This is a genomic window from Microbispora sp. NPDC049633 (assembly GCF_040675265.1).
In the GTDB taxonomy this organism is placed as follows: Bacteria; Actinomycetota; Actinomycetes; order Streptosporangiales; family Streptosporangiaceae; genus Microbispora; species Microbispora maris.
In genome coordinates this window covers 1-25939 of the sequence record NZ_JBFAOO010000107.1, presented here as the reverse complement: position 1 = coordinate 25939, position 25939 = coordinate 1, and the positions used below count along the sequence as shown (strand labels likewise).

At 73.2% G+C, this 25939-nt stretch carries 29 protein-coding genes; 14 read left to right on the top strand and 15 right to left on the bottom strand.

Translation table 11 applies throughout. The features are described 5' to 3' along the window. The 3 genes from AB0J39_RS25000 to AB0J39_RS24990 all read left to right on the top strand — a co-directional run. A partial coding sequence (locus AB0J39_RS25000) for an FtsX-like permease family protein (protein ID WP_363468708.1) occupies nucleotides 1-370 on the top strand: 370 nt, incomplete at its 5' end. Beyond that, nucleotides 354-1307 carry an ABC transporter ATP-binding protein gene (locus tag AB0J39_RS24995; protein WP_363468707.1) on the top strand — a complete coding sequence of 318 codons (954 nt, stop codon included), beginning with the start codon at nucleotides 354-356 and terminating at the stop codon, nucleotides 1305-1307. The genes AB0J39_RS25000 and AB0J39_RS24995, both read left to right, overlap by 17 nt. Further along, on the top strand, nucleotides 1300-1968 hold the full coding sequence (locus tag AB0J39_RS24990) for an ABC transporter ATP-binding protein (RefSeq protein ID WP_363468705.1): 669 nt from the start codon (nucleotides 1300-1302) through the stop codon (nucleotides 1966-1968). Before AB0J39_RS24995 ends, AB0J39_RS24990 begins: the two co-directional genes overlap by 8 nt. 2 nt (nucleotides 1969-1970) lie before the next feature. Here the strand turns inward: AB0J39_RS24990 and AB0J39_RS24985 are convergent, their stop codons facing one another. Further along, nucleotides 1971-2951 (bottom strand): aldo/keto reductase, encoded by a 981-nt coding sequence (locus AB0J39_RS24985; RefSeq protein ID WP_363468703.1) that lies wholly within the window; start codon nucleotides 2949-2951, stop codon nucleotides 1971-1973. A 271-nt stretch (nucleotides 2952-3222) separates the two neighbouring features. After that, nucleotides 3223-3402 (bottom strand): hypothetical protein, encoded by a 180-nt coding sequence (locus tag AB0J39_RS24980; protein ID WP_363468701.1) that lies wholly within the window; start codon nucleotides 3400-3402, stop codon nucleotides 3223-3225. Between the two features lie 584 nt (nucleotides 3403-3986). Between AB0J39_RS24980 and AB0J39_RS24975 the strand changes: the two genes are divergently transcribed. After that, the gene (locus tag AB0J39_RS24975; RefSeq protein WP_363468699.1) at nucleotides 3987-4418 is read left to right on the top strand and encodes a hypothetical protein; all 432 of its coding nucleotides are present in this window, start codon (nucleotides 3987-3989) and stop codon (nucleotides 4416-4418) included. A 337-nt stretch (nucleotides 4419-4755) separates the two neighbouring features. Beyond that, on the top strand, nucleotides 4756-5781 hold the full coding sequence (locus tag AB0J39_RS24970; RefSeq protein ID WP_363468698.1) for a family 2 encapsulin nanocompartment cargo protein polyprenyl transferase: 1026 nt from the start codon (nucleotides 4756-4758) through the stop codon (nucleotides 5779-5781). Between the two features lie 9 nt (nucleotides 5782-5790). Here the strand turns inward: AB0J39_RS24970 and AB0J39_RS24965 are convergent, their stop codons facing one another. From AB0J39_RS24965 to AB0J39_RS24950, 4 genes are read right to left on the bottom strand one after another with little or no spacing between them, the layout of a single operon-like run. Beyond that, the gene (locus AB0J39_RS24965) at nucleotides 5791-6840 is read right to left on the bottom strand and encodes a glucose 1-dehydrogenase (RefSeq protein WP_363468696.1); all 1050 of its coding nucleotides are present in this window, start codon (nucleotides 6838-6840) and stop codon (nucleotides 5791-5793) included. 20 nt (nucleotides 6841-6860) lie between these two features. Continuing rightward, nucleotides 6861-7337 (bottom strand): MarR family transcriptional regulator, encoded by a 477-nt coding sequence (locus AB0J39_RS24960; RefSeq protein ID WP_363468694.1) that lies wholly within the window; start codon nucleotides 7335-7337, stop codon nucleotides 6861-6863. Next, a complete protein-coding gene (locus tag AB0J39_RS24955; protein WP_363468693.1) occupies nucleotides 7334-10336 on the bottom strand; it encodes an FAD-linked oxidase C-terminal domain-containing protein in 3003 nt (1000 codons plus the stop codon). Before AB0J39_RS24955 ends, AB0J39_RS24960 begins: the two co-directional genes overlap by 4 nt. Before the next feature lie 4 nt (nucleotides 10337-10340). Beyond that, nucleotides 10341-12107 (bottom strand): thiamine pyrophosphate-dependent enzyme, encoded by a 1767-nt coding sequence (locus AB0J39_RS24950; protein ID WP_363468691.1) that lies wholly within the window; start codon nucleotides 12105-12107, stop codon nucleotides 10341-10343. Nucleotides 12108-12209: 102 nt separating this feature from the next. Here AB0J39_RS24950 and AB0J39_RS24945 point away from each other — a divergent pair, with 102 nt between their 5' ends. Then, nucleotides 12210-13298: an enolase C-terminal domain-like protein gene (locus AB0J39_RS24945; protein WP_363468689.1), complete on the top strand. Its 1089-nt coding sequence runs from the start codon at nucleotides 12210-12212 to the stop codon at nucleotides 13296-13298. Between the two features lie 111 nt (nucleotides 13299-13409). On the opposite strand, the gene AB0J39_RS24940 is transcribed toward AB0J39_RS24945, so the two are convergent. Both AB0J39_RS24940 and AB0J39_RS24935 read right to left on the bottom strand, forming a co-directional pair. After that, a complete protein-coding gene (locus AB0J39_RS24940; RefSeq protein ID WP_363468688.1) occupies nucleotides 13410-14096 on the bottom strand; it encodes a response regulator transcription factor in 687 nt (228 codons plus the stop codon). Continuing rightward, on the bottom strand, nucleotides 14093-15304 hold the full coding sequence (locus AB0J39_RS24935; RefSeq protein WP_363468686.1) for a histidine kinase: 1212 nt from the start codon (nucleotides 15302-15304) through the stop codon (nucleotides 14093-14095). Before AB0J39_RS24935 ends, AB0J39_RS24940 begins: the two co-directional genes overlap by 4 nt. 181 nt (nucleotides 15305-15485) lie before the next feature. On the opposite strand from AB0J39_RS24935, the gene AB0J39_RS24930 reads away from it, so the two are divergent. Next, nucleotides 15486-15719 carry a hypothetical protein gene (locus tag AB0J39_RS24930; protein ID WP_363468684.1) on the top strand — a complete coding sequence of 78 codons (234 nt, stop codon included), beginning with the start codon at nucleotides 15486-15488 and terminating at the stop codon, nucleotides 15717-15719. Then, nucleotides 15706-16695, top strand: coding sequence for a hypothetical protein (locus AB0J39_RS24925; RefSeq protein WP_363468682.1), 990 nt, complete (start codon nucleotides 15706-15708; stop codon nucleotides 16693-16695). The genes AB0J39_RS24930 and AB0J39_RS24925 overlap by 14 nt, the downstream gene beginning before the upstream one ends. A gap of 10 nt (nucleotides 16696-16705) precedes the next feature. On the opposite strand, the gene ligD is transcribed toward AB0J39_RS24925, so the two are convergent. Next, nucleotides 16706-17674: a non-homologous end-joining DNA ligase gene (gene ligD, locus AB0J39_RS24920; protein ID WP_363468681.1), complete on the bottom strand. Its 969-nt coding sequence runs from the start codon at nucleotides 17672-17674 to the stop codon at nucleotides 16706-16708. 133 nt (nucleotides 17675-17807) lie between these two features. On the opposite strand from ligD, the gene AB0J39_RS24915 reads away from it, so the two are divergent. Genes AB0J39_RS24915 through AB0J39_RS24900 form a run of 4 tightly spaced genes read left to right on the top strand, consistent with a single transcriptional unit; the run spans nucleotide 17808 to nucleotide 20893 of the window. After that, nucleotides 17808-18521, top strand: coding sequence for an ABC transporter ATP-binding protein (locus AB0J39_RS24915; RefSeq protein WP_363468679.1), 714 nt, complete (start codon nucleotides 17808-17810; stop codon nucleotides 18519-18521). Continuing rightward, complete coding sequence (locus AB0J39_RS24910) at nucleotides 18518-19207, top strand: ABC transporter permease (protein ID WP_363468677.1); 690 nt, start codon at nucleotides 18518-18520, stop codon at nucleotides 19205-19207. Before AB0J39_RS24915 ends, AB0J39_RS24910 begins: the two co-directional genes overlap by 4 nt. A gap of 4 nt (nucleotides 19208-19211) precedes the next feature. Next, nucleotides 19212-20297, top strand: a complete 1086-nt coding sequence (locus AB0J39_RS24905; RefSeq protein ID WP_363468675.1) for a sensor histidine kinase — start codon at nucleotides 19212-19214, stop codon at nucleotides 20295-20297. Continuing rightward, complete coding sequence (locus AB0J39_RS24900) at nucleotides 20297-20893, top strand: response regulator transcription factor (protein ID WP_363468673.1); 597 nt, start codon at nucleotides 20297-20299, stop codon at nucleotides 20891-20893. Before AB0J39_RS24905 ends, AB0J39_RS24900 begins: the two co-directional genes overlap by 1 nt. A gap of 26 nt (nucleotides 20894-20919) precedes the next feature. On the opposite strand, the gene sigJ is transcribed toward AB0J39_RS24900, so the two are convergent. Then, nucleotides 20920-21867 (bottom strand): RNA polymerase sigma factor SigJ, encoded by a 948-nt coding sequence (gene sigJ / locus AB0J39_RS24895; RefSeq protein ID WP_363468671.1) that lies wholly within the window; start codon nucleotides 21865-21867, stop codon nucleotides 20920-20922. 102 nt (nucleotides 21868-21969) lie between these two features. Between sigJ and AB0J39_RS24890 the strand changes: the two genes are divergently transcribed. Next, nucleotides 21970-22350 carry a hypothetical protein gene (locus tag AB0J39_RS24890; RefSeq protein ID WP_363468669.1) on the top strand — a complete coding sequence of 127 codons (381 nt, stop codon included), beginning with the start codon at nucleotides 21970-21972 and terminating at the stop codon, nucleotides 22348-22350. Here AB0J39_RS24890 and AB0J39_RS24885 read toward each other — a convergent pair. From AB0J39_RS24885 to AB0J39_RS24865, 5 genes are read right to left on the bottom strand one after another with little or no spacing between them, the layout of a single operon-like run. Beyond that, a complete protein-coding gene (locus tag AB0J39_RS24885; RefSeq protein ID WP_363468667.1) occupies nucleotides 22347-22796 on the bottom strand; it encodes a hypothetical protein in 450 nt (149 codons plus the stop codon). The two genes, AB0J39_RS24890 and AB0J39_RS24885, sit on opposite strands and share 4 nt — an antisense overlap. Continuing rightward, nucleotides 22793-23026: a hypothetical protein gene (locus AB0J39_RS24880; protein WP_030508053.1), complete on the bottom strand. Its 234-nt coding sequence runs from the start codon at nucleotides 23024-23026 to the stop codon at nucleotides 22793-22795. The genes AB0J39_RS24885 and AB0J39_RS24880 overlap by 4 nt, the downstream gene beginning before the upstream one ends. Further along, nucleotides 23023-24078, bottom strand: coding sequence for a GDSL-type esterase/lipase family protein (locus tag AB0J39_RS24875; protein WP_363468666.1), 1056 nt, complete (start codon nucleotides 24076-24078; stop codon nucleotides 23023-23025). Before AB0J39_RS24875 ends, AB0J39_RS24880 begins: the two co-directional genes overlap by 4 nt. A 50-nt stretch (nucleotides 24079-24128) precedes the next feature. Then, entirely contained in the window at nucleotides 24129-24596 is a 468-nt protein-coding gene (locus AB0J39_RS24870; RefSeq protein WP_363468664.1) for a hypothetical protein, read from the bottom strand. 4 nt (nucleotides 24597-24600) lie between these two features. Beyond that, on the bottom strand, nucleotides 24601-25167 hold the full coding sequence (locus tag AB0J39_RS24865) for a hypothetical protein (protein ID WP_346226669.1): 567 nt from the start codon (nucleotides 25165-25167) through the stop codon (nucleotides 24601-24603). Between the two features lie 145 nt (nucleotides 25168-25312). On the opposite strand from AB0J39_RS24865, the gene AB0J39_RS24860 reads away from it, so the two are divergent. Then, a partial coding sequence (locus AB0J39_RS24860) for an SDR family NAD(P)-dependent oxidoreductase (RefSeq protein WP_363468662.1) occupies nucleotides 25313-25939 on the top strand: 627 nt, incomplete at its 3' end.

Below are 25939 nucleotides of genomic sequence, written 5' to 3'. Positions count from 1 at the left end.
GGCCGCGTACGCGCTGGCGGCCGTCGCGATCGCCCTCACCGGAGGCGCGGCCCGGCGGGCGGAGGACCTCGGCCTGCTGCGCGCCCTCGGCCTCAGCCGCAGGCAGGCCGGCCTGATCACCGTCCTGGAGGCGGCCCCGCTGCTCGTCCTGACCGCCGTCGCCGGGCTGGCGGCCGGTCTCGCCATGCCCGCGCTGCTCGGGCCCGGGATCGACCTGTCGGCGTACGCGGGCGGGCGCCACGGCGCCCTCGCGGCCGCCGCGTCGCTGCCCGTCCTGCCCTGCGTCGTGGCCGGCGCTCTCGCCGCCGGGGTCGCCGCCGTCGCCCTCACGGGCGCCTACCTGGGAGGAAGCCGTGGACACGCTGGCTGACCTGGAGGCCCGGGCCACGCGGGGCGGTCCCGCGTTCGGCGCGGACGCCCACATCCTGTGCGACAACCTCGTACGGATCTACAAGACCGAGGGGTCCGCCGCGGTCGAGGTGGTCGCCCTGCAGGGCCTCGACCTGCTCATCGGCCGGGGTGAGCTGGTGGCGATCGTCGGGGCCTCGGGATCGGGCAAGTCGACGCTGCTCAACATCCTGTCGGGGCTCGACGTGCCGACGGCCGGGCTGGCCCGGGTCGCCGGGATCGACCTGTTGTCCATGACCGCGCGCGACCGCCTCCGCTACCGGCGCTCGATCGTGGGCTTCGTCTGGCAGCAGACCGCCCGAAACCTGCTGCCGTACCTCACCGCCCGGGAGAACGTCATGCTCCCCATGCGGCTGGCCGGCGGCACGTCCCGGGTGGCCAGGTCGGCCCGTACGGACGAGCTGCTGGAGCTGACGGGGATGACGGACCGCGCCGACCGGCGGCCCGGGGAGATGTCCGGCGGCGAGCAGCAGCGGGTGGCCGTCGCCGTCGCCCTCGCCAACGCGCCCGAGGTGGTGCTCGCCGACGAGCCCACCGGTGAGCTGGACAGCGAGAACGCCGAGACGGTCTTCGGCGTGCTCCGCCACGCCAACCGGGAGCTCGGCGTCACGACCGTCGTCGTGACGCACGACCCGATGGTGTCGGAGCAGGTCGACCGGACCATCGGCATCCGGGACGGCCGCACCTCCAGCGAGACGTTCCGCCGCACCTCCTCCGACGGAAGGGTGGTCGCCGAGGAGTACGCGGTGCTCGACCGGGCCGGGCGCCTGCAGCTGCCGAGGGAGTTCATCAACGCCCTGTCGATGGAGCACCGGGTGCGCCTGGAGCTCGAACGCGACCACATCGGGGTCTGGCCCTCGGGCAGCGGCGACGACACAGAGGAAGAGACGAATGAGTGAGCCGCTGGTCGTCGTCGAGGGCCTGCGCAAGACCTACCCCAAGGGCGTGCGCGCGCTGCGAGGGGTCTCCTTCGAGGCTCATCCCGGCGAGCTGGTCGCGATCCGCGGTCGTTCCGGCGCGGGCAAGACGACGCTGCTCAACCTGGTCGGCGGCCTGGACCGGCCCGACGAGGGGCGGGTGCGGGTGGCGGGGCAGCCGGTGCCCGAGCTGCCCGAGGAGGGCCTGCTGCGGCTGCGCCGCGACGTCGTCGGGTTCGTCTTCCAGTCGTTCCGGCTGATCCCGGTGTTGTCGGCCGCCGAGAACGTGGGCGTGCCGCTGCGGCTGGCGCGGGTTCCCGCCAAGGACAGGGAGGAGCGGGTGAAGATGCTGCTGTCCCTGGTCGGGCTGTCCGATCACGCCGAGCAGCGGCCGTACGAGCTGTCCGGCGGCCAGCAGCAGCGCGTGGCCATCGCCAGGGCTCTGGCCAACCGGCCCCGCCTGCTCCTCGCCGACGAGCCGACCGGTCAGCTCGATTCCCAGACCGCCCGCCAGATCATGGAGCTGCTGCGGGTGCTCGTCCGGGGCGAGGGCGTCACGGCGCTGGTGGCCACGCACGACGCGGGCCTGGTCGGCCTGGCCGACCGCGTGCTGGAGCTCAGGGACGGCGAGTTCCTGAGCTGACGTCAGGTCCAGGGGAGGGCGGCGCGGCGGGCCCAGTAGGTCTCGGCGTCCTCCGCCAGCGCGGCGAACGCCTGCTCGGCCTCGTCGTCCCAGGTAACGGCGAGCGCCGTCAGGTTCTCGGCGAGCTGAGCGGTCGTGGCCGCGCCGCTCAGCACGACCCCGGCCCACGGGCGGGCGAGCACGGCGGCGAGCGCCAGGGCGTCGGGGGTGATGCCGCGTTCGCGTGCCGCGCGCGCCAACGCCGGCGGCGCGCCGCGGTCGGTCAGCCTGCCGTTGGCCACGCCCTCCTTGACGATCACGCCCAGGCCGGCGGCGTGCGCCCGGGCCAGGGCCTGGCCCGCGGAGCGCTCCAGCAGGTTCCACGTCGACTGGACGGTGTCGAAGAGCCCGGTCGCGACCGCCTTCTCGATGGTCGCGGCCTGGCGCGGACCGGTGGTGGACAGGCCGACCGCGACGCCCTCCGCGCGCAGTGCCCGCAGCTCCCCGAGGACCTCCTCGTCGTCGAGCACGCCGCTTTCGACGGTGGCCGAATGGATCTGGTAGAGCGACAGATGACCGCCGAGCAGCTCGCGGGTCTCGCCGAGCTGGCGGCGCAGCCGCTCGGCGGACAGGTCCTTCTCCTCGTGGCGGCCGGCGTCCATCCGCCAGCCGCCGACGTACTCGTAGCCCCACTTCGAGCCGACCGCGATCTCTTCGGGCCGGATGCCCCGGTCGGCCAGCCAGCCCGCGAGGAACTCCTCCGCCAGGCCGTAGGAGCGGGCCGCGTCGACGTAGCGCACGCCCGCCGCCCACGCGGCGTCCAGCACCTCCCACGTGCGCGCCCGCATCGCCGCCACGTCACGGTCGCCGCCGAGGTCGGCGTCTCGGCCGAGCGTGATGTACGCGGGACGGCCGAGCGCGGCGAGCCCGAGGCCCATCGGGGTGACCTGAATGCCACCGCGGCCCAACGGCCGCAGGACCATCTCCTGCATGTTCTCCTGCACGGGACACAACGTTAGAGCCGCGACGGCGCGGCCACCGAAGGGTCCCTTCCTGCCGCGGTGATCGTTTCCGGGGTCAGGTCCGGGTCGCCGAGCCGTTGCCTGATGAAATCGTGGATCAGCGACAACAGGGCCTGCCCGCCACATGCGCAACGGCCGGGAGGGATCGATGAGGAGCAGTTGCCCGGGCTGGAAGGCAACATCCCGTCCCGCCTGCGTCAAGCGGCCACCGCCTGAAAACCGCCGGATTCGACCGGTGAATGAGCGTCGCGGGTCAGCTCGCCTGCAGCATGTGATGACTCATCACCGACAGCTGTGATGCGCCGAGGTCGAATGCCTGCGCCGATCCGGCGAAGCGGGCGGGAATGAGCCGGCGGGCCGCCGTCACGATCTGCGTACGGGAGGTCAGGGGTGGCCGGCCGGTGCGGCCGTGCGCTGCGGGCGGTCGGGACATTGCCCCATCATGCCGTTCCGCCGCCCTCGGGAAAGCGTGGATTCCGCACACGGGGTTCCCGCCGGCCGATCTCGATGCTACTTTTAAAACATGCTCCGAAAGTCGGATGACATTTAGGGCAGCTCCCGACCCTCAGCTACGTACGCATTAGCCAGGGCGATGTGTCGTGCCAGGCGAGAGGAGTTCCCTTGAAGGCGATCGCTGTCAGCTTGATAACGACACTCTAGTCGAATCGACATTTAACTATACGGTCTAGAGGTTACGCAGAGGGAGCGGCGGGCATGGATATCGGCGGTATCAGGGCGCACATCGTCGGGTACTCGAGCACCCCACCTACACAGTTGTGGTTCGAACGGAAATGCGTCCGCGGGATGGACTTCTCCGGTCGACGAGTCGACGCATTTACGTCAGACGATTCGCAATTCAGGGACTGCAACTTCAGTAATATGGTGATCAAGGATGCCTCTTTTGGTGTAGGCGAGTCGGACTCTCTGTATGAGGACTGTGTTTTCGATGGCATCTCCATCGACTCCTCCGTAGGGAATCGCGCCAGGTTCGTCAGATGTTCATTCCGTAACGTGTCCATGAAGAAGCTCATGTGTACGGCCACGGACTTCATAGACTGCGTCTTCTCCGGGGTGGTAAAGCAGGGACAGTTTTGGGGTAGAACCCCCGAATATCTTCCTCGTCGCGTGAATCGTTACGATGGAAACGACCTTAGCGGCTTGGACTTCCGGGACGTGGACTTCCGATGTGGTGTCGACTTGACCCGGCAGACGCTTCCGGGTGGGCCGGAGTACGCATATGTGATCGACGCGGAGCAAGCGATACAACAGGCGCGCCGCATTATTGTCGAGTCCTGGCCGGACGAGGAAAAATGCAAAGATGGACTCGGCTTTCTTGGGGTCCTTGAGGGCGTCGTGTCCGAAGGTCAACGGCAGCTCATTATGCGTCGCTCTAAAAAGGACGATACGGCGAACGCCGTACTTGACCTAATAGTCTCCTATGCGCATTGAGAGCCTGCTCGCCAGCAGTGCCAGGGGTACCATCAGACAGGTGCGAACCTGGCCAGAACCAGGGCACCTGGCCCAATCTCGACGCTCTTGCTCCGCGCCAACGCGCTCTCATCGACCCTGGTTAGTCGAAGGTGGACAGCGAGAGGCCGTACATGGGAGTTTCATTGCGCGAAGCCTCCCACATTGACTTCCGCAAAGCACTTCCCGGAAGTGATCACCGCATTGTTTGTTGCCGGGCGCTTGCCTGACCTCGTCCACGTGTCGTGAGGTGACGGCCGGGGTATGCCGACAAGTCCAGCCGGCCTGTGGGTCCACTCGAGCCCGAGGTGGTGGGAGCGTGACGGAACCGGTGGCAGCGGGAGTGCGGACCGCGGAGGACGTGCTCGCCCGGACGCGCGACCTGGTGGAACCCGCCCTGCGCCATGCGGTCGGCACCCTGCCTCCGTCGATGCGCAGGGTGGCGGGATACCACTTCGGATGGTGGGACGCGCGGGAGCGGCCGGTGCGGGCGGGCGGGGGCAAGGTCCTGCGGCCCGCGTTCACGCTGCTGGCGGCGGAGGGCGCCGGGGGAGACGCGGACGCGGCGCTGCCGGCGGCCGTCGCGGTCGAGTTGGTGCACAACTTCTCCCTGGTGCACGACGACGTGATGGACGGCGACACACTCCGCCGCCACCGCCCGACGGTCTGGAACGTCTTCGGCCGTGCCGAGGCGATCCTGGCCGGCGACTCCCTGCTGGCACTGGCCTTCACCGTGCTCGCGGGGGGAGGCAGGCCCGCCGAGAGCACGCGGGCGCTGGCCCGCTGCGTCCAGTCGCTGCTGGACGGCCAGAGCGCCGACCTCGGCTTCGAGCGGCGCGCGGACGTGGGCCTGGGGGAGTGCGTGCGTATGGCGGAGGGCAAGACGGGCGCGCTGTTCGGCTGCGCGTGCGCCCTGGGCGGGCTGCACGGGGGCGCCACCGTCGAGCAGGTGGCCGCCCTGCGCGTGTTCGGTGATCGCGTGGGCCTGGCGTTCCAGCTCGTCGACGATCTGCTGGGCATCTGGGGCGACCCGGCCGTCACCGGCAAACCGGTCCACTCTGACCTGCGTAACCGGAAGAAGTCCCTGCCGATCGTCGCCGCGCTGACGTCGGGGACACGGGCGGGCGGCGCTCTCGCCGTGCTGTACCGCCGGCCGCTCGCGCAGACCGACCTTCCGCGGGCGGCGCGGCTGGTGGAGGAGGCGGGCGCGCGGGCGTGGAGCCTCGCCAGGGTCGACGACCTGCTGTCGGAGGCGCTGGAGGCGCTGCGGTCGGCGGACCTCGCGCCCGGGGCGACGGCGGGCCTCGAGGCTCTCGCCCGCCTGGCCGCCGGCCGCGACCGCTAGACCCGTCCCTCAGTCGAGGGTGAGCACCACCTTGACGTCGTCCTCCCGGCGGTCGAAGGCCTCGGCGAAGCGGTGCAGCGGCACCCGCCGGGTGATCAGCCGGGCGAGCCAGCCGGGGTCGGCCTCGGCGAGGGCGCCGGCTCCCGTCACATAGTGGCTGAGATTGGCGTCGATGGTGCCGATGACCACCTCGTTCTCCAGGACGATCTCGCGGTTGAGCGCCCCGGCGTCCACCGTGATGCGCCGGCCGCCCGGGGTGACCCCGGTCAGGCAGACGATTCCGTACGGCCCGGTCGCGGCGATGGCGCCGAAGACGATCTCGGCCGCGCCGGTGGCCTCGATGACCACGTCCGGCCGGATGGAGGCCACCACATCCTCCACGTCCCCCGTGTGGTAGGCCGCGCCGAGGTCGGCGACGAGGCCGGGCTTGGGTCCGGCGGTGACGTGGTCGAGGACGTGCACGGCGAGGCCGCGCTGGACGCCGAGCAGCGCGGCGAGCAGGCCGAACGGCCCGGCGCCGGTGACCAGCGCAGTCCGCGGCTCGAACCAGGCACGTGCCCCCACCTTGTCCACCTGCTCCCACGCCTTGGCGACCACCGAGGCCGGTTGCAGCAGCACCCCGTCCATGTCGAGCCCGGGGGCGATCCGAACGGCGTAAGCCTTGTCCACGCACCACAGGTCGCTGGCGTAGCCGTCGCGTTCCTTCATGCCCCGCTCGACGTATCGGCCGTTGCGGCACATGTCGAACTGGCCGCGCGCGCAGGCTCCGCACGGCACCGGGTCCGGCCTTCGCACCAGACCCACGACGAGGTCTCCCGGCGCGAAGCCGGAGCCGGGCGGGGCCTGCCGTACGCGGCCGAGGGACTCGTGCCCCATGACCAGCCGCTCCCGGCCGGGCGGGGGCCAGCCGTAGTCGCCGGCCGCGATCTCCCTGTCCGTTCCGCAGATCCCGACGGACAGGCCCTCCACGAGGAGGTCGGCCGGCCCCGGCTCGGGATCGGGGACCTCGGTCAGCGCCATCGAACGGGCGCGGTGCGGGACGACGGTGAGGGCACGCATGCGGGACTCCTCTCCCGGTGTCAGTCGCGGCCGCCTGTGCCGGGGTCGTCCGACGCCGCCGCGGTGAGTTCGCGCAACGTGCGCGCGAGCGTACGGCGGCTGTCCGGCGGCAGACGGCGCAGCGCGGCCGCGATGTGCCCGCGGCGCGCCGCACGGATGCGTTCGAGCGAGTGTCTGCCGCTGTCCGTGACGTCGATGCTGACCTCGCGGCGGCTGTGCGGGGACAGCAGGCGCGTCAGCAGTCCGGCGGTGTGCAGACGGGCCACGAGGCGGCCGGTGGCCGAGACCGACATGCCCAGCAGGCCGGCGAGCCCGCTCAGGTTCAGCGGGCCGTGCCGGTCGACCGCGAGCAGCACCCGCAACTGGGTGACCGACAGGCCGGCGCCGCGCGTCACCGCGGTGAGGGTCATCTCCACCAGGGCGAGGGAGGCCTCCTCGACCGACCAGGCGTCCTCCTCGAGCGCGGGGTCGGCCTCCTCCACGATCTCGGCGCTCATCGCGTCCCCAGGACCCGCGCCGGGCCGGGCCTGCGCGCGACGCGGCACTCGGGAAGGTCGCCCAGCGGGGTGCCGCGCACCCCGGCCGCGAGCAGCTCCGCCAGGTGGACCGCCCGGCGTCCCACCCCCGCCTGCTCGATCTGCGTACGGCAGCTGAACCCGTCGGCGAGGACGAGCGTCCCGGCGCCGGCGGCGCGGATCGCGGGCAGGATCTCGTGCTCGGCGCAGGTCATCGAGACCTCCAGGTGGCCGGCGGTGAAGCCGAAGTTCCCGGCGAGGCCGCAGCAGCCGCCCACCGTCTTCGCCCGCACCCCGGCGCGGGCCAGCAGGGCCAGGTCGGCGCCGAAGCCGAGCACGGAGTGGTGATGGCAGTGCGGCTGCGCGACGGCGTCCCGGTCGATCCGGGGCGGGTCCCAGCCGTCGGCCTCGCCGAGCAGTTCGGCGAGGGTCCTGGTCTGCTCGCGCAGCCGGGCGAAGTCCCGGTCGTGGGCGAACAACTCGGGCGCGTCGGCGCGGAACACCGCCGTGCAGCTCGGCTCCAGCCCGACGATCGGGATGCCGCGGCGCAACGCCGGGGCGAGGGTCCGCACGGTGCGCCGCAGCACCCGCCGCGCCACGCCCAGCTGGCCGGTCGAGATCCAGGTCAGCCCGCAGCACAGCGTGCCCGGCGGGATCAGCACGCGGTAGCCCGCCGACTCCAGCACCTCCACGGCGGCGCGGCCGACGTGGGGATGGAAGTTGTCGGTGAAGGTGTCCGGCCACAGCACTACGGGCCCGCGCTCGCCCCCCGCCCGGGGCCCGCGCGCCCGGTACCAGTCGCGGAAACGGGCCGGTGCGAAGTCCGGCACCGGCCGGGCCGGTTCGAGCCCCGCCAGGCGCTTGGCCGGCCCGGACAGCAGGGGCGCGTGCGCCAGTGCGTTGACCACCCCAGGGGCGAGCGCGGCCACACGGGCCCACACCGGCAGCCACCCCATCGCGTAGTGGTCGGCCGGTCGGATCCGCCGGGCGTAGTGCTGGGCGAGGAACTCGGCCTTGTACGTCGCCATGTCGACCTGCATGGGACAGTCGTGCCTGCACCCCTTGCAGGCCAGGCACAGGTCGAGGGCGTCGCGCACGGCGACCGAACGCCAGCCGCCCCGCACCGCGGAGTCGGCGTGGCCGTTCAGCATCTCGAACAGCAGCCGGGAGCGTCCGCGGGTGGAGTGCTCCTCCTCGCCGGTGGCCCGGTAGGACGGGCACATCACCCCGCCGGTGTGCTCGCGGCATTTGCCGACCCCGACGCACCGCATGACGGCCCGCTGGAAGCTGCCCTCGTCGTCCGGGTAGCCGAAGTGGACGGGCGGGTCGGCGGGCGTCCACTCGGGGCCGAGCCGCAGGTTCTCGTCCAGCTTGTACGGCGCGACGATCTTGCCCGGGTTCATCCGGTCGCCGGGGTCGAAGACGGCCTTGACCCGCTCGAACGCGGCCATGACGTCGGGCCCGAACATCCTCGGCAGCAGCTCGCCCCTGGCCTGCCCGTCGCCATGCTCGCCCGACAGCGAGCCGCCGTAGGAGATGACGAGGTCGGCGGCCCGTTCGAGGAAGGCCCGGAAGGCCGCCACCCCGTCGGCGGTCACCAGGTCGAACGGGATGCGGGTGTGCACGCAGCCCTGCCCGAAGTGCCCGTACAGGGAGGCGTCGCCGTAGCCGAACTCCTCGAACAGGCGGCGCAGGTCGCGCAGGTAGTCCCCGAGCCGGTCGGGCGGGACGGCGGAGTCCTCGAAGCCCTCCCACGTCTCGTGCATCCCGGGAACGCGCGCGGTGGCGCCGAGCCCGGACTCGCGGACCTCCCACAGCTTCTTCTCGGTCTTCGCGTCGTCGAAGAAGGCGACGTGCGGGGCGTGCTCGCTGTTCTTCAGGTCCTCCAGCAGGTCGCGGGCCTTCGCGTCCGCCTCCTCCTGGGAGCCGCCGCCGAAGGAGACCATGAGCCAGCCGCCGCCCTCGGGCAGCCGCGTGAGGACGTCGGGATGCATGTGCTTGCGCCGCTCGAAGTCCACGAGCTTGTCGTCCACCCCCTCCAGCTGGAGCGGGCCGTACCGCGCGATGCGCGTCACGGCGTCGGCGGCCACGCCGATGTCGTGGTAGCCGAGCAGGACGAGGCACTCCGCCTCGGGCGCGGGCACCAGGCACAGCTCGGCCCGCAGCACGGTGACCAGCGTGCCCTCGGACCCGACCAGCGCCCTGGCCAGGTCGAACCCGGCCTCGGGCAGGAGCTGGTCGAGGTTGTAGCCGGACACCCGGCGGGGGATGTCGGGGAAGCGCCGGCGGATCTCGCCGGCGTGCTCGTCCACGATGGCCCGCAGCTCACGGTAGATCCGCCCCCGCGGCCCGTCCTCGGCGGCGATCCGGCCGAACTCCTCGTCGGAGGTCGGCCCGACCCACATGCGCTGCCCGTCGTAGGTGAGGATCTCCAGCCGCGCGACGTTGTCGGCGGTCTTGCCGTACGCCTGGGCGGTCGAGCCGCAGGAGTTGTTGCCGATCATGCCGCCGAGCGTGCACTGGGAGTGCGTGGACGGGCGCGGCCCGAACATCAGGCCGATGCCGGCCAGCAGCCGGTTCAGCACGTCGAGCACGATTCCGGGCTCGACCACGCAGGTGCGTGCCGCGGCGTCCACCGACACCAGCCGGTGGCAGTACTTGGACCAGTCGATCACCACGGCGGCGTTGCAGGTCTGACCGGCCAGGCTCGTCCCGCCGCCCCGCGAGGTGACGGGCGCGCCGTGCTCCCGGCAGACCGCGATCGCCTCGGCCGCCGCGTCCACCGTGCGCGGCACCACCACCCCGAGCGGCACCTGCCGGTAGTTCGAGCCGTCGGTGGAGTAGGCGCCCCGGCTGCCCGGGTCGAACCTGACCTCGCCGTCCACCCGGGCGGCGAGGTCCCGCTCCAGGTCGCGCAGCCGCACGTACGGCTGTCGCGGCCGGGCCGTCACCGGCGGGGGAAGGAGCACCTGGCCGGTCATGGCGTCACCGCCCCAGTTGAGAGATCTTGTCCTTGAACAGCGTCGTCGCGATGGCCGCCTTGTGCGGCTGCCCCTTGAGGAACGCCTCGGCGAACTTGACCGCCTGGTCGCGGGCGACCTTGCCCGGCATGGGCGGCTCGTTCGGGTCGACGTCGACGTCCACGAGCGCCGGTCCCGGATGCGCGAGGGCCTGCCGTACGGCCTCGTCCACCTCGGCCGGGTCGGTGACCTTGCGGCCGTACCCGCCGCAGGAGCGGGCCCAGGCGGAGAAGTCGGAGGTCGGCGCGCCGAACCTGACCCCGTGCTCGGGGAACCCCAGCACCATCTGCTCCCACAGGATCTGGCCGAGCGAGCCGTTGTTGTTCACCACCACCGTGATCGGCAGGCCGAGCCGGGCGGCGGTCAGGAACTCGGCCATGAGCATCGCGAACCCTCCGTCGCCGATGAACGCGATCACCTGCCGGCCGGGGTGGGCGAGCTGCGCCGCGATCGCGTACGGCAGGCCGGGCGCCATGCTGGCGAGGTTGCCCGACAGGTAGAACTCCCGGTCGCCGCGGATCGTCCAGTGCCGGGCCGCCCAGGTGGCGATCGTGCCGGAGTCGCAGGTGAGGATGGCGTCGTCGGAGGCGGCCCGGTCCACGCAGCCGATCAGGTACTGCGGGGCGATCGGGCTGCGCCCGGGGTTCTCCAGGGCGGTCATGTTCTCCCGCCACCCGGCCATGGCCTTCTGGTATTTCTCCAGGTGCGCCCGGTCGTCGTTGCGGTTCAGCAGCGGCAGCAGCGCGGCCAGCCCCTCCTTGGCGTCCCCGATCATCGGCACCTCGGTCGGCATGCGCACGCCCGCGCGGGCGGGGTCGGCGTCGATCTGCACGACCCGGACCTTGCCGGGCTCGGGCAGGTGCTTGGTGTAGGGGAAGTTGGTGCCGACCATCAGCAGGGTGTCGCAGTCCTCGACCAGCTCCTCGCCGGGCCTGGTGCCGAGCAGGCCGATCCCGCCCACGGCGTACGGCGAGTCGTCGGGGATGACCGCCTTGCCGGGCAGCGTCTTGATCACGGGGGCGCCCAGCGTCTCGGCGACGGCCAGCACCTCCGCGCGGGCGTGCAGGGCGCCGGCTCCGGCGAGGATCGCGGGCCGCCGGGCCGCGTTCAGCACCTCGGCGGCGGCCGTCAGGTCGTCGGCGCGCGGCACGCCGGGCGGGGACAGGTAGACGGGGGCGGTCGCGGGCGGGCGCGCGGGGGCGACGTGCTGGTAGGGGTCGGCGTCGGCGGGGGCCACCTGCACGTCGTTGGGCAGGCACAGGTGGGCGACCCCGCGCCGGGCGTAGGCCGTGCGGATCGCGATGTCCACCACCCCGGGCAGCTGCGCGGGGTTGTCCACCACCAGGTTGTACTCGGTCACGTCCTCGAACACCCGGTCGAGGTGGACCTCCTGCTGGTAGCCGGTGCCCAGCACGCTGGTCTCCTGCATCCCGGTGATGGCCAGCACGGGCTGGTGGTCGAGCTTGGCGTCGTACAGGCCGTTGAGCAGGTGGATGCCGCCGGGGCCCGAGGTGGCCAGGCACACGCCGATGCGGCCGGTGGCCTTCGCGTGCGCGGCGGCCATGAACGCGGCCGCCTCCTCGTGGTGCACCAGCACGAACCGGACGCGGTCGGATTGGCGGCGCAGCCCCTCCATGATGCCGTTGATGCCGTCACCGGGAAGCCCGAAGACGGTGTCGACACCCCAGTCGGCGAGCCGTCTGATGAGTACTTCGGAGGCGATTTCCGTCATGTAGGCCGCGCTGCCCGGGGAATGGGAAGCCGAACACTCACCACATGGAAAATCTTTCCCTTGGGCCAGAGTCGGAGGGTCATGCCCGGGTAGGGGACGGCCGTGATCAGGGACCTCCGTGTGTCGGCGTACCGCGTGCCGACCGACCGCCCGGAGGCCGACGGCACGCTGAGCTGGGACGCGACCACGATCGTGGTGGTCCGCGCCGACGCGGACGAGGCGGCCGGGCTCGGCTGGACCTACGCGCCGGCCGCCGCGGCGACGGTCGTCACGGACCTGCTCGCGCCGGTGGTGCGGGGCGGCGACCCGATGGACGTGCCGTGCCTGTGGGCCGCGATGGTCCGCCGCGTGCGCAACGCGGGCCGCACGGGCGTCGCCGGCTACGCGGTCTCCGCGGTCGACGTCGCGCTCTGGGACCTCAAGGCCCGGCTGCTGGACGTGCCGCTCGCCCGCCTGTTCGGCCTGGCCAGGGAGCACGTGCCCGTGTACGGCTCGGGCGGGTTCACCACCTACGACGACGACGTCACGACCGAGCAGCTCGCGCGCTGGGCGCACGAGCAGGGCATTCCCCGCGTGAAGATCAAGATCGGGGAGTCCGCCGGCACGGCGCCCGCCCGCGACCTGCACCGCGTCGCGCTCGCCCGCCGCGTCGTCGGGGAGTCCGCGGAGCTGTACGTGGACGCCAACGGCGGTTACAGCGCGAAACAGGCCGTGCGGATGGAGCGCCGGATGCGCGACCACGACGTGCGGTGGTTCGAGGAGCCGGTGTCCTCCGACGACCTGGCCGGGCTGCGCCTGGTGCGCGAGCGGGCCGACGCCGACGTCGCGGCCGGCGAGTACGGCGGCGACCTCGTCTACTTCACCCGCATGTGCGCGGCCGGCGCGGTCGACTGCCTGCAGATCGACGCCACCCGCTGCGGCGGCTACACGGGCTGGTCGGGCGCGGCCGCGATCGCCGCCGGGCACGGGCTGGAGGTGTCGGCGCACTGCGCGCCCAACCTGCACGCGCCGGTCGCCGCGGCGACGCCGAACCTGCGCCACATGGAGTGGTTCCACGACCACGTGCGCATCGAGGGCGACCTGTTCGAGGGCGCGGCCGATCCCACGGGCGGCGCGGTGCGCCCGGCGGACGCGCCCGGCCACGGCCTGAGGCTGCGCGACGACGTGGCCGAGCCGTACCGCGTCGGGTAGCTCAGTCCCCGGGTTCGCGCCAGACGACGCTGTAGCGCCACAGGGGATGGCGGCGGTATCGGGAGCCGGGCAGGATCTCGGCGGCCAGCGCCCGCGGCGTCCATGTGGTGATCATTGTGTCGTATCGTCGAGCAGCCCGGCGTCGTGGACGAGCAGGGCGATCTGGACGCGGTTGTTGAGGCCGAGCTTGGCGAGGATGCTCGACACGTGCGTCTTCACGGTGGGGACGCTCAGGTGGAGCCGGGCGCCGATCTCGGCGTTCGGGCTGCCCCGGCCGACCGCCACCGCGACCTCCCGCTCCCGGTCGTTGAGCAGCGTCAGGCGCTCGGCGGCCCGGGCCCGCCGCCGGTCCTGGCCGTCCTCGGCCACCCGGGCGATGAGCCGCCGGGTGACCGCCGGCGACAGGACCGGATGCCCGGCGGCCACCCGGCGGATGGCGTCGACGATCTCGCCGGGCGGGGTGTCTTTGAGCAGGAACCCGGCGGCGCCCGCGCGCAGGGCGCGCAGCACGTGCTCGTCGGCGTCGAAGGTGGTCAGCACGATCACCTCGGGCGCGCCGTCGCGGGCGCGCAGCGCCTCGGTGGCGGCCAGGCCGTCCATGACGGGCATCCGGATGTCCATCAGCACCACGTCGGGGCGGTGCCGGGCGGCCAACGGCAGGACCTCGGCGCCGTCCCCGGCCTGGGCGAGGACACGGATGTCGGGGGCGCCGCCGAGCATCATCACCAGGCCGGCCCGGACCAGGGGGTCGTCGTCGGCGATGAGCACGCCGATCGGCGCGGCTGCTGGCGTGATCACGTAGGCCACGGTAGCCAGGCCCGCACGCGCCAGCCACCCGGGCCCCCGTCGCCGTCGCGAGGCACGGGCCCGTGCTCCAGCCGTCCCCCCGCCAGCGTGACCCGCTCGGCGAGGCCGGTGAGGCCGTGGCCCCCACCGGCGGCGTCCGGCGCGACGACGACGTCGGCGGTGGGGGCGGCGGGGGCGTCGTTGACCACCTCGACCGTCAGGCCCTCGCCGGGCGCGCCCGTCAGCCGCAGGCGGACGGGCGCCCCTGGGGCGTGCTTGCGGGCGTTGGTCAGGGCCTCCTGCGCGACGCGGTAGGCGGTGCGGCCCGTCCGGTCCGGGACGGTCTCGTGCGCGCCGAGGTCGTCGCACAGCTCGATCCGCATGCCCGCCTGACCCGACTCCGCGACGAGCCGCTGCAGGTCGGCGAGAGCGGGCAGGCCGGCCCCCGCGGGCGCGGACGGCTCGCCGGTCGGGGCGCGCAGCACGCCGATCACCTCGCGCAGGTCCTGCAATGCCTGGTGGGCGCTCTCCCTGATCACCCGCGCCGCGCGGGCGACGTCGGCGGGGTCGGCGCCGGGGTTGAACTCCAGCGCCCCCGCGTGCACGCTCAGCAGCGACAGCCGGTGGCCGAGCACGTCGTGGATCTCTCGGGCGAGGGCCTCGCGGACCTGGTGCTGCGCGTGCTCGGCCCGCAGCCTCGCCTCGGTCTCCATCCGGGCCACGCGGTCGCGCTGGGCCAGCACGAGGCGGCGCCGGTGGTGGACGAACAGCCCCCAGCCGACCGCCGCGCCCTGAAGGGCCAGGCCCAGCGTCAGCAGCGCGAGCGGCGGCAGGTCCGGATCGGGGCGCAGAAAGGTGAAGACGACCGCGGCGAGGACGCTGAGCCCGAACACCATTCCGGAGGTCCGCGGGCGGCGGTGGACCGCGACGGAGAAGAGCGCGGCCAGCATCGGGCCCGCGATCATCTCGAAGACGGCCGACAGCGCGACGAGCGTCACCGCGAGCCCGACCGGCCATCTGCGGCGCAGCCACAGCGCCGCGCAGCCGAGCATGCTCACGAGCTGGTCGAGGGTGAACAGCCACGCCGGCGGCAGGGGCGCGGCGTGCAGGCGCTCCACCGACGTGTAGAAGCCGAAGGCGACGGCGAGCACGAACATCGCCGTGTCCACGAGCCAGTCGCGCCGGGTTCGCCGGTGCCGTGGGGCGGCGGAGGGATCCATAACCCCCGCAGCGTACGACCCGGCGGAGGGCGTCCTCACTGCCGTGCGGCGAAGACGATACCGAAGTCGGGCGCCGTCCGACTTCGGCCGGCGGGCACGCCGTGCGCAGACGACCTCAGGCGGACGGGAGGATGCCGACGCCCGATCCCCGGCGGGTCCGCCGGTCCCTAGCGTCGGCGTCATGCGCAACGTCATCCGACTCGCCGGGGCGTTCCTGGTCGCCGCGGGCATCAGCGGGACCATCGACCACCTGGCCGTGCAGCCGTTCTGGGGCGCGATACTCAACGTCTTCAACCGCCAGGTCATCCCGCGCCTGGACTTCCTGACCGGCTACGAGATCTACGCCAACCTGCTCGTCGCGGTCGTCGGCGCGGTCGTGCTCGCCGCCGCCTGGAGTCACGATGACCAAGCCTGATCCGCGGCGTCTTGCGATGGCGGCCGGGCTCCTGGCGCTGGCGCCGCTGTGCGCCGAGTACGTCACCGGCTACGACGACAGCACGGGCGACCCGCTCGCGCTCGCCGCCGGACTGCTGATCTTCGGCCCGCTGTACGGCGCGCCCGCGCTGCTGATCCGTGAGACGGCCCGCCGCCTGGGCCTGGGCTGGCCGGCGATCCTCGCCCTCGCGGCGGCCTTCGGCGTGCTGCAGGCCGGCGTCGTCGACCAGTCCCTGTTCAGCGGGGGCTATCGGGACATCCCGTACTGGGAGGAGATGGTCCGCCCGACGTACGTCGCGCCGCTGGGACTGGCGGCGCACACCACGCTGTCGTTCGTCGCGGGCCACGCGGTCTGGAGCTTCGGCGTGCCGATCGCGCTGACGGAGGGGCTGCACCCCCGGCTGTCGCGTACGCCCTGGCTGCGGGCGCCCGGCCTGGTGACGGCCGCGGTGCTCTACCTCGCGGCGGCGGCGCTGGTCCTGCGCGACCACCTGCGGACCGAGGACGACCACGCCTCGGCCGCCCAGATCGGGGGATCGCTGGCCGCCGTCGCGCTGCTCGTCCTCTTCGCGCTGAGCCGGCGAGCACGGCACCGTTCCGCACGCCACGATGCCGTGCGGGAGGGCGCTCCGCCCCGGCCGGTCATCGTGGCGGCGGGCGGCCTGGTCGCGGGTCTGGTCTTCGATCTCCTGCCGTCCACCTGGGCCGGGGTCGCGGCCGGGCTCGCGGTGATCGCCCTGTGCGGAGCGGTCGCCGCCCGTCTGGCCCGGTCGCCCGGGTGGACCGTCCGCCACACCGCCGCGCTCGCCGCCGGAGCCCTGACCGCGCGTGCGGCCGTCGGGTTCTTCGCGGCCCCGCTCGGGGAGGTCGCGCCGGTGGCGAAGTACGCGCACAACGTCGCGTTCCTCACGGGCGCGGTGCTGCTCGGCGTGCTGGCGTCGCGTGATCCGACGTGACCCGGCGCGGTCATCCCTCCCCGCGGACGACCTCGCCGGGGTCCTTGTCGTCGCGCAGGCCCCGCCAGGAGGGATGGCGCAGCCGCCCCTCGCCGGTCCATTCGGCGAACTGCACCTCGCCGACCAGGACCGGGTCCACCCACCGGCCGCCCCTGGCCTCCTCACGGGTGATCCCCTCGAACGGAGAGGTGTCCCGCCGCAGCGGGGCCAGGCGCTCGCCGAGCCGCCGGAGGGCCTCGTCGGTGAACCCGGTGCCGACGCTCCCGGCGTACCGCAGGCGCCCGCCGTCGTCGTTCACGCCGACGAGCAGCGAGCCGACGGTGTTCGCGCGGCGGCCCTCTCCGGCCCGCCAGCCGCCGACGACGACCTCCTGCGTACGGACGTTCTTGACTTTCACCCAGTCGGGGGAGCGGCGGCCGGGACGGTAGGGGGAGGCGAGCCGCTTGGCCACCACGCCCTCCAGCCCCATCCGCCGGGAGTCGGCGAGCGCGTGCTCGCCCCCGTCCGTGTAGTGGGGCGGGACGGCCCAGTGGCGGCCGGCGTGGACGAGGTCGTCGAGGCGGCGCCGCCGCTCGGTGTAGGGCATCGCGATCACGGTGGCGGCGCCGACGTGCAGCACGTCGAACAGCAGGTACGTCACGGGCGTGGTGACCACGAGCTGCCTGATCTTGAGCGGGTTGCGCTGGTGCATGCGCGGCTGCAGCGCCCCGAACGACGGCCTGCCCTGCTCGTCGAAGGCCACGATCTCCCCGTCGAGCACCGCCGCCTGGCCGCCCGTGGCGTCGGCGAGCCCGGCGAGCTCGGGGTAGGCGGCGGTGATGTCCCTGCCGTTGCGGGAGATCAGCCGCAGCGCGCCGTCCTCGACGTATCCGAGGGCGCGGACCCCGTCCCACTTCATCTCGTGCGCGTAGTCGCCCTCGGGCTCGGGCAGCCGCCCGAGCTGGGCCATCATCGGCGCGTACGCCGGAAGGCCGGCCATGCCCTGCTGGTACCCCGGCCTGTCCGGCAGTACCCCCTGACCTGCGATGACGCGTCGCCATCCTTCGAACGGGGGATACCGGGCGACGTGTCGGGTGATGCCGCGCGAACGGCGCCGCCGGGAATCTCGAGGCATGGAAGCCATCGAGGTGACAGACCTCCGCAAGACGTACGGGGGCACCCACGCCGTGGACGGGGCGACGTTCGCGGTCCGGGCCGGTGAGACGTTCGGGATCGTCGGCCACAACGGCGCCGGCAAGACGACGACCGTGGAGTGCCTGATCGGGCTCAGGCGAGCCGACGCGGGCACGGTCCGCGTGCTCGGCGAGGATCCGGCGCGCCGGCGGCGGGCTCTGGCCCAGCGCCTGGGCGTGCAGCTGCAGGACAGCTCGCTGCCCGAGCGGATGAAGGTGGCCGAGGCGCTGCGCATGTTCGGCTCCCTCTACCGCGACGCGGCCGACTGGCGGGGAGTGATGGATCGCTGGAGCCTGCGGCCGCTGGCGCGTAAGGCGTTCGGCGACCTGTCGGGTGGACAGAAGCAGCGGCTGATGCTCGCGCTCGCCATGGTCGGCGACCCGGAGGTGGTCGTGCTCGACGAGCTGACCACGGGCCTGGATCCGATCGCGCGCCGGGAGACCTGGCGGCTGATCGGCGACCTGAGGACGGCGGGCACCACCGTGGTGCTGGTCAGCCACTACTTCGACGAGGTCGAGGCGCTCTGCGACAGGGTCGCCGTCTTCGCCCGCGGCCGCGTGGAGGCGTCGGGCACCCCGGCCGAGCTCATCGCCCGGACCGGTACCGCCTCGCTGGAAGAGGCCTACATGGCCCTGGAGGGGGTGGACCGATGAAGGCGTTCACGGCTCTGACGGCCGCCGAGCTCAGGCTGCTGTCGCGCGATCCCGCCTCGCTGTTCTTCATGGTGGCCTTCCCCCTCATGCTGCTGGTGCTCAAACGCGGCGACGGCGGCGCGGTCCCGGGCTACCTCGCGATGATCGCCGCCATCGGCGGCATGGGCGCGCTGCCGGGCCTGCTGGCCTCCTACCGCGAGCGCAAGGTGCTCAAGCGGCTGGCCACCACGCCGATCTCGCCCGTTCTGCTGCTCGGCGCCCAGCTGGTGGCACAGGTCGCCGCGGCCCTGGCGGGCTCGGTGCTGCTGGTGGCCGTGTCGATCACGGTGTTCGGCGCGCAGGCCCCCGCCGACGTCCTCATGCTGGCCGCCGCCTTCCTGCTCTGCTCGGTGATGGTCTGCGCGCTGGGCTTCGTGATCGCCGCCGTCGTGCGCAACACCAGGGGCGCGAGCCTGATCGGCATGCTGGTCATGTTCCCCATGATCTTCCTGTCCGGCGCGGCCGTGCCCAGGAAGGCCCTGCCCGGCTCGCTGCGTCAGATCGGCGACTTCCTGCCCCTGACCCCGGCCGTGGACGCCCTGGGGGACGCCTGGTCCGGCACCGCCGCGATCTTCCCCCTGCTGATCCTGGCGGGGATAATCGTGGCGGCCACGGCCGCCGGCGCCGCGCTGTTCCGATGGGAGTGAGGACGTGAACGTCTGGGAGGCGCGCTGGCTGCGCGCCTTCCACCTGCTGTACTACGCCTGCCTGGCACTCGGACTGGTCCTCTCGTCCGGGGAGGGCGCCGGCCCCGGCTTGCCGACGCTGGGAATCGTCGCGCTCATGGCCGGCTGGCACGGCTTCTTCGTGGCGCGGCGGCCGCGTCTGCTCGGGCGGCCGAATCCGATGGCGTTCCACCTGGCGGTCCTCTGCGCGCTCTACATCGTGCTGGTGATGCGGGACCGGTCCTTCGACGTGGTCGTCTTCGGGCTCATGCCCCAGCCGTACCTGATGCTGGCGAGCCCCTGGTCGTACGTGGGGGCGGTGGCGACGGTCCTCAGCACGTTCGCCGCCAGAGGTCATCTGGACGAGCCCGGCGCCCTGTGGCGGCTCGTCGGCAGTTCCGGCCTCGTCGTGGTGATCGGGCTGTTCGTCGACTACGTGTCCCGGCAGAGCGCGCAGAACCGGACGATCGGGGTGCTGGAGGAGCGGGCGAGGCTGGCCAGGGAGATCCACGACACCCTCGCCCAGGGGCTGAGCGGCATCGTCACCCAGCTGGAGGCGGCTGAGCAGGCGATGCCCGACCCGGACGCCGTGCGGAAGAGGATCGCGCTGGCCAAGGAGCTGGCGCGCGACAACCTGCGGGAGGCGCGGCGCTCGGTCGACGCGCTGCGGCCGGGCCCCCTCGCCGGCGCGGGTCCCGAGGCGGCGCTCGCGGAGGTGGCCGCGCGGTGGTCGCGGACGTCGGGGGTGGCGGCGGCCGTGTCGGTGGAGGGGACGCCCCGGCCGCTGCCCGGCGAGGTGCAGACGACGCTGCTGCGGGCGGCGCAGGAAGGGTTGTCGAACGCGGCCAGGCACGCCCGGGCGGGCAGGGTCGCGATCACGCTGACCTACATGGACGACGAGGTGACGCTGGACGTGTTCGACGACGGGGTGGGTTTCGACCCGGACGCGCCCGGCGCGGGGTACGGGCTGGCGGCCATGCGGGAGCGGGCCGGCGGCGTCGGGGGCACGCTGACCGTGGAGTCCGCACCGGGGGAGGGGACGGCGCTGTGCCTGCGGATCCCCTCAAATTGATGATCGTCGACGACCATCCGGTGGTCCGCGACGGACTGCGCGGGATGTTCGACCACGTGGCGGACATCGAGGTGGTGGCGGAGGCGTCCGACGGGTTCGAGGCGCTGGCCATGGCCAGGCGGGCGCGGCCGCACGTGGTTCTGATGGACCTTCGCATGCCCGGCCTGGACGGCGTCGGGGCGATCGAGCGGCTCCGGGCGGACCACCCGGAGATCAAGGTGGTCGTGCTGACCACCTACGACACGGACGCCGACGTGGCCCGGGCCATGGCCGCCGGGGTGGCGGGCTATCTGCTGAAGGACGCCCCGCGTGAGGAACTGCACCGGGCGGTGCGCACGGCCGCCGCGGGCGGAGCCGTCCTGGCCCCGTCGGTCGCGTCGGCGCTGATGAGCAGGCCCGCGGCGCAGGCGCCGAGCCCGCGCGAGCTGGAGGTGCTGCGCCTGGTGGCGCGGGGTTCGGCGAACAAGGAGATCGCCAGGGCCCTGCTGATCAGCGAGACGACGGTGAAGACGCATCTCAAGCACGTCTTCGTCAAACTCGGCGTCGACAGCAGGGCGGCGGCCGTCGTCGTCGCGATGGAGCGCGGGCTCATCTAGGACCCGAGCCGGCCGGGACCGGAGTGTCAGCCGTCGCGCGCCCACGGCCGCAGCTTCTCCGGGTTGCGGACCGCCCAGATCCGGGCGACGCGGCCGTCGGCGACATCGAACGAGGCCACGGCGATGACGACGCCGGCGCTGCGGGCCACCAGGCCCGGCACGCCGTTGACCGGCCGCTCCAGGAGTTCGAGCCCCGGAGCCTTGCCGGCGATGGCGACCATGTACTGGGCGATGCGCGCGGCGCCTTCGATCGGGCGCAGCGCGGTGCCGGCGATCCCGCCGCCGTCCGCGGTCATCACGGCGGCCGGGTCGAGGAGCTCGACGAGGGCCGCGATGTCCTTCGTCTCCCACGCCTGTTTGACATGCCGCACCACGCCGGCCTGCCGGGCCGCCGTCACCGGTGCGCGCGCGGCCGTCACCCGCCGCCGGGCGGAGGCCGCCAGTTGCTTGCAGGCCGCGGGGGTCCGGCCGAGGACGCCGGCGATCTCGGCGAAGGGGTAGCGGAAGACGTCGTGCAGGACGAACGCCACCCGCTCGGCGGGCGTCATCGACTCCAGGACGACGAGGAATGCCATGGTCACCGACTCGTCCATGACCACCTGGTCGGCGGGGTCGGCGCCGTGGCCGCGGTCCCGCCCGGCGCGGCCATGCAGCGACTCATGCAGCGACTCATGCAGCGACTCATGTGGCGGCCCGGGCAGTGGCTCGGGGAGCCACGCGCCGACATAGCGTTCCCGCCGGGCCCGGGCCGAGCCGAGCAGGTCCAGGCAGACGCGCCCGGTCACCGTCGTCAGCCAGGCGCCGGGGGACACGATCTCCTCCTGCCGGCTTCGCGGCAGCGCGTACCAGCGCGCGTAGGCCTCCTGGACGGCGTCCTCGGCCTCGGCCAGCGAACCGAGCAACCGGTAGGCGACGTTGATCAGTTGGCGCCGCTCGCCGGCCACCTCGTCGATGCTCGTCCCAGCCATCCCCATGATCCCGGCGGCTCCTTCGCCTTACCTTTCGCAGGCCCACGTCGTCGGGCTGGTGAGACCATATCGATCTACTGCCCTCGGGGCGGAACAGGGGACCCTGACATGGCCACCCAGACGGCGACGGCACAGCGCGCCTTCTCGTTCCTGCGGATCGCGATCATCCTGCAGACCCTGACCATCTTCCTCCAAGCGGTCTCCGCCGGACTGCTGCTGACCGCGCCCTACGGAGAGACGCTGCACAGTGCCGGAGCCCGCGTGATGTACGGGGCGTCGATGCTGTACCTGCTCGCGGCGGTGCTGGCGTGGAAGCCGGGCGGCGGCTCGCCCCGGCCGATCTGGCACGCGGCCGGCTTCCTCGTGCTCGCCTCGGTCCAGGTCGTGCTCGGCATCGCGCACGTGCCGTCGGCCCATCTCCCCCTGGGCGTCCTGATGTTCGGGCTGAGCGTGCTGGCGCTGGCGCGGCCCCGTCGTCCGCACGTCTAGGGGAGGATCTCCAGGCGGATGTCGAGGCCCTCGTACAGGTAGGGGGTCGCCGTGATGATCCGCCAGCCGCGGCGGGTGGCGTGGACGGCGGCGTGGGCGGCCACCAGGACGTCGGGCAGGTGCGTGTCGGCGGCGGCCGGCCGGTGGCGCCGCAGACTCGCCATGATCGCCTGCGCGTACGGGCCGCCTTCGACGGCGTCGTCGGGGGAGAGCGCGCCGGTGACCACCATCGACATGCGCAGGAAACGTTCGAGCCGGGGCTGGACGGGGCCCAGCGACAGCACCTGGACGGCGAGCGCGGGGACGAGGAGGGTGACGCCGTGGGCCGAGGACTGGCGCACGACGGCCCTGCCGTACATGCTCTTGCCCTCGATCAGGTGGACGACGGCGTCGAGGTCCAGCACGTGGCCGGACAGGACGCCGGCCGGTGGGACGGGGTCGGTCACGCGGCGTCCGCCTTGGCGTCGCCCGTCATCAGGCGCGCCGCGCGGGCGCTCTCGTCATCGGTGATCCCGTCCTGCCAGCCCGGCCCCCATAAATCGGCCATGATGGCAAGGTCGCCCTGGATGCGCCGCCGCTCCCGCAGCGCCGCGGCGATGTAGGCCGAGGCGTTGCCGGACGCCTGCGCCTCGTCGGCCAGTTCGTCCGGCAAGGAGATCGTGATCTTCTTGGTCATACTTGGGAGGCTACCCAGTCATACTGTCGGCGGTCCACCGGTTCGCGGAAAAGCCCCGGCGAGGCGGCGGGCACGCGGCAGGCGAACCGGACGGCTCTCGTCGGCGCGGTCTCCTGGTCGCCGCGGGCCGCGCTCACCCGCACCTCGTAGGTCCCCTCGCCGGGCAGCCGCAGGTCGCAGCCGCAGGCCGCGATCGGCAGCGGCGAGCGCTCGAATCCCGTTCCGGCGTCCACGTCGCGCAGGTCGAGCCAGTAGCCGCTCGCGCCGAAGACCCGCGACCAGGAGACCCGGGCCGTGGAGCCGTGGACCGCCACGGCGAGCTCGCCGGGCGGGCGGATCGGCAGCGGCTCGGCGACGGCGGGAACCGGCGCGGTGAAGTTCAGCCGCCCGCCGTGGAAGGCCCGGGAGTACGCGTCCGCGAACGCCTTGGCGATCTTGAACTCGCCGGCGCTGTTGGGGTGCAGCCCGTCGTAGGTGTCGGCGTACGGGTCGTAGACGGCCGCGAGGCCGACGGGGACGACGGGGGAGTCCGGCGTGGACAAGGCGGCCAGGACGCCCGGCAGGCGCGCGTTGTACGTCTCCACGATCCCCGGCAGGTGCGGCAGGTGGGGCAGCGGAGTGCGCCGGACGACGTCGGCCACGAGGAACCGCAGGTCCGGACGGGCCTCGCGGGCCCGGCGCACGAACTCCCCGACGTGGGCCAGCAGCCGCTCGGGGCCGCTCACGCCCCAGGCCAGGTCGTTGAATCCCAGCGCGACCATGAGGTGGTCGGGCCGATGGGCGGCGACGGCGTCCGCGACGCCGCCCCTGGCCTCGTCCATCAGGCCGCCCCAGCGGGCGTGGTGCCGGTCACCGGGGAAGGCGATCCCCGGGCGGTAGCTCCCCGCGCGCACCTCGGCGGCGCCCTCCTCGGGCGCCAGGTCGGGCAGGGCGCAGGTGCCCGTCCACGGCCCGGCGAACCGCACGGGCGCGCCGCACGCGGCGAAGTGGCGGGCCAGCCGGTACCGCCAGGTGTAGTCGCCCTCCAGGCCGTGGCTGAGCGAGTCACCCACGATCATGATCGTCGGACGCGGAATGGCACGCCTCCCGAGTGGCTCGTCGGTCAACGACCGGCCGTCGCGGTGACGCGGGCGCCGAGCAGGTTCCGCACCGGCCGGTTGTACGCGGCGTACAGGATGCCGAGCGCGGCCAGCAGCAGCAGTGCGGTGAACACCCACTCCATCGAACCACCGGGGCCGTAGACCCGGTTCTGCCGCCCCACGTCCACGGCCGGGGTCCGCTGCCCCTCGCGCAGCATCTCGCGGTCGGCGCCGTACAGCGCGATGCCGGTCCTGCGGACCGCGCCGTCGGACGAGCGGAAGTCGCCCGTCCAGGTGCAGGACTCGTGCCCGGGGTGCCGGACGCACTCCACCCGCCGGGCGGTGAAGGACCCGGGGACGCCGTCCGCCCGGGCGGCCCGTACGACGGGACCGATGCTCGGCACGGCCAGGAAGAGCAGGAAGACCGCGAGGAACGTGAGGACGGCGGTGAAGAACGGGGAGCGGCGGCCCGCCCCGGGTCCGGCCGTCACGCCGTCACCTCGCGAGCGCCGGGGCGCAGGAGCAGGCCATCAGCGCGCGCTCGGCGGTGCTGGGACGACGGTGGAGGATCATCGCGACGACCATCGGGATCGTCACGAGTGTGTTGTAGAACAGGTGCAGCTCCATGCGCGGCACCAGCAACTGGATGATGCTGGTCGGCGCCGGGCGGCCCAGCAGGTTGGCTCCGGCCAGCGCCTGCACGAGCAGCAGGAAGTGCTCGAAGTGGTGCCAGACCTGGATGCCGAGGGACACGTTCCACCAGACGCGGGCCCGGCCGGTGAAGCCGTGCCTGAGCATGATCAGCCCGACCAGCATCAGCAGCGCGTAGCCGTAGTGCATCCACTCGGACGTGACCAGCCACGGGAAGGGCAGGCCGAGCACGCCGCGGGCCTCGGGGAGGCTCCAGCCGAGCACGTAGACCTGGATGGCCTGGGCGATGTGCTCGCCCCAGTGGGCCACGACGATGAAGGCGAAGACCCCGAGCGCGGCACGGTGGTGCCGGGCGTTGAGCTCCCCTCCCCGGCGGGAGGGGTGGAATGCGGAAACCGCTTCGGTCGCCATGCGCAAACCTCGATCCGGAGAAGGGGGCTGCGGGCCCGGCACGGGATCACGGGCCCGTACGCCAATTGTTCGATCACGCTCGCGCGGCGCCTTCTTCCACGGTGCGCAGTTTCGGGTACACCCAGGGGCGAGGGGGTGGGGGCGGATGCGGCTGGCGGGGGCACGGGTGCTCGTCACGGGTGCGTCGTCGGGCATCGGCGCCGCGACGGCGCTGGAGCTGTCGGCGCGCGGCGCGCGGCTGGTGCTGTCCGGGCGCGACGAGGAGGCGCTCGCCGGCGTCGCCGCCCGGACCGGCGGCCAGGCGCTGCCCGCCGACCTGTCCGACGGCACCGTCGACCGGGGCGCGGACCTCGCCGTGCGCGCCGGGCGGGTGGACGTGCTGGTGGCGTGCGCGGGCGAGGGCTGGAGCGGGCCGCTCGCGCGGATGTCCGGCGGCACGGCCGAACGCGTGGTCGCGGTCAACCTGACGGCTCACCTGCAGCTCACCCGGCTGCTGCTGCCCGGGATGATCGAGCGCGGCCGGGGCCACCTCGTCTACGTCGCCTCGATCGCCGGCGTGGTCGGCGTGCGGGAGGAGGCGGTGTACGCCGCGACCAAGGCGGGCCTGCTGGCCTTCGCCGAGAGCCTGCGCTACGAACTGCCGGAGGTCGGCGTGACCGCCGTGGTGCCCGGGGTGGTCGACACGCCGTTCTTCGCCCGGCGCGGCCGGCCGTACACCCGCCGCAGGCCCGCGCCCGTCCCGCCGGAGCGGGTGGCCCGGGCCAACGAGGCC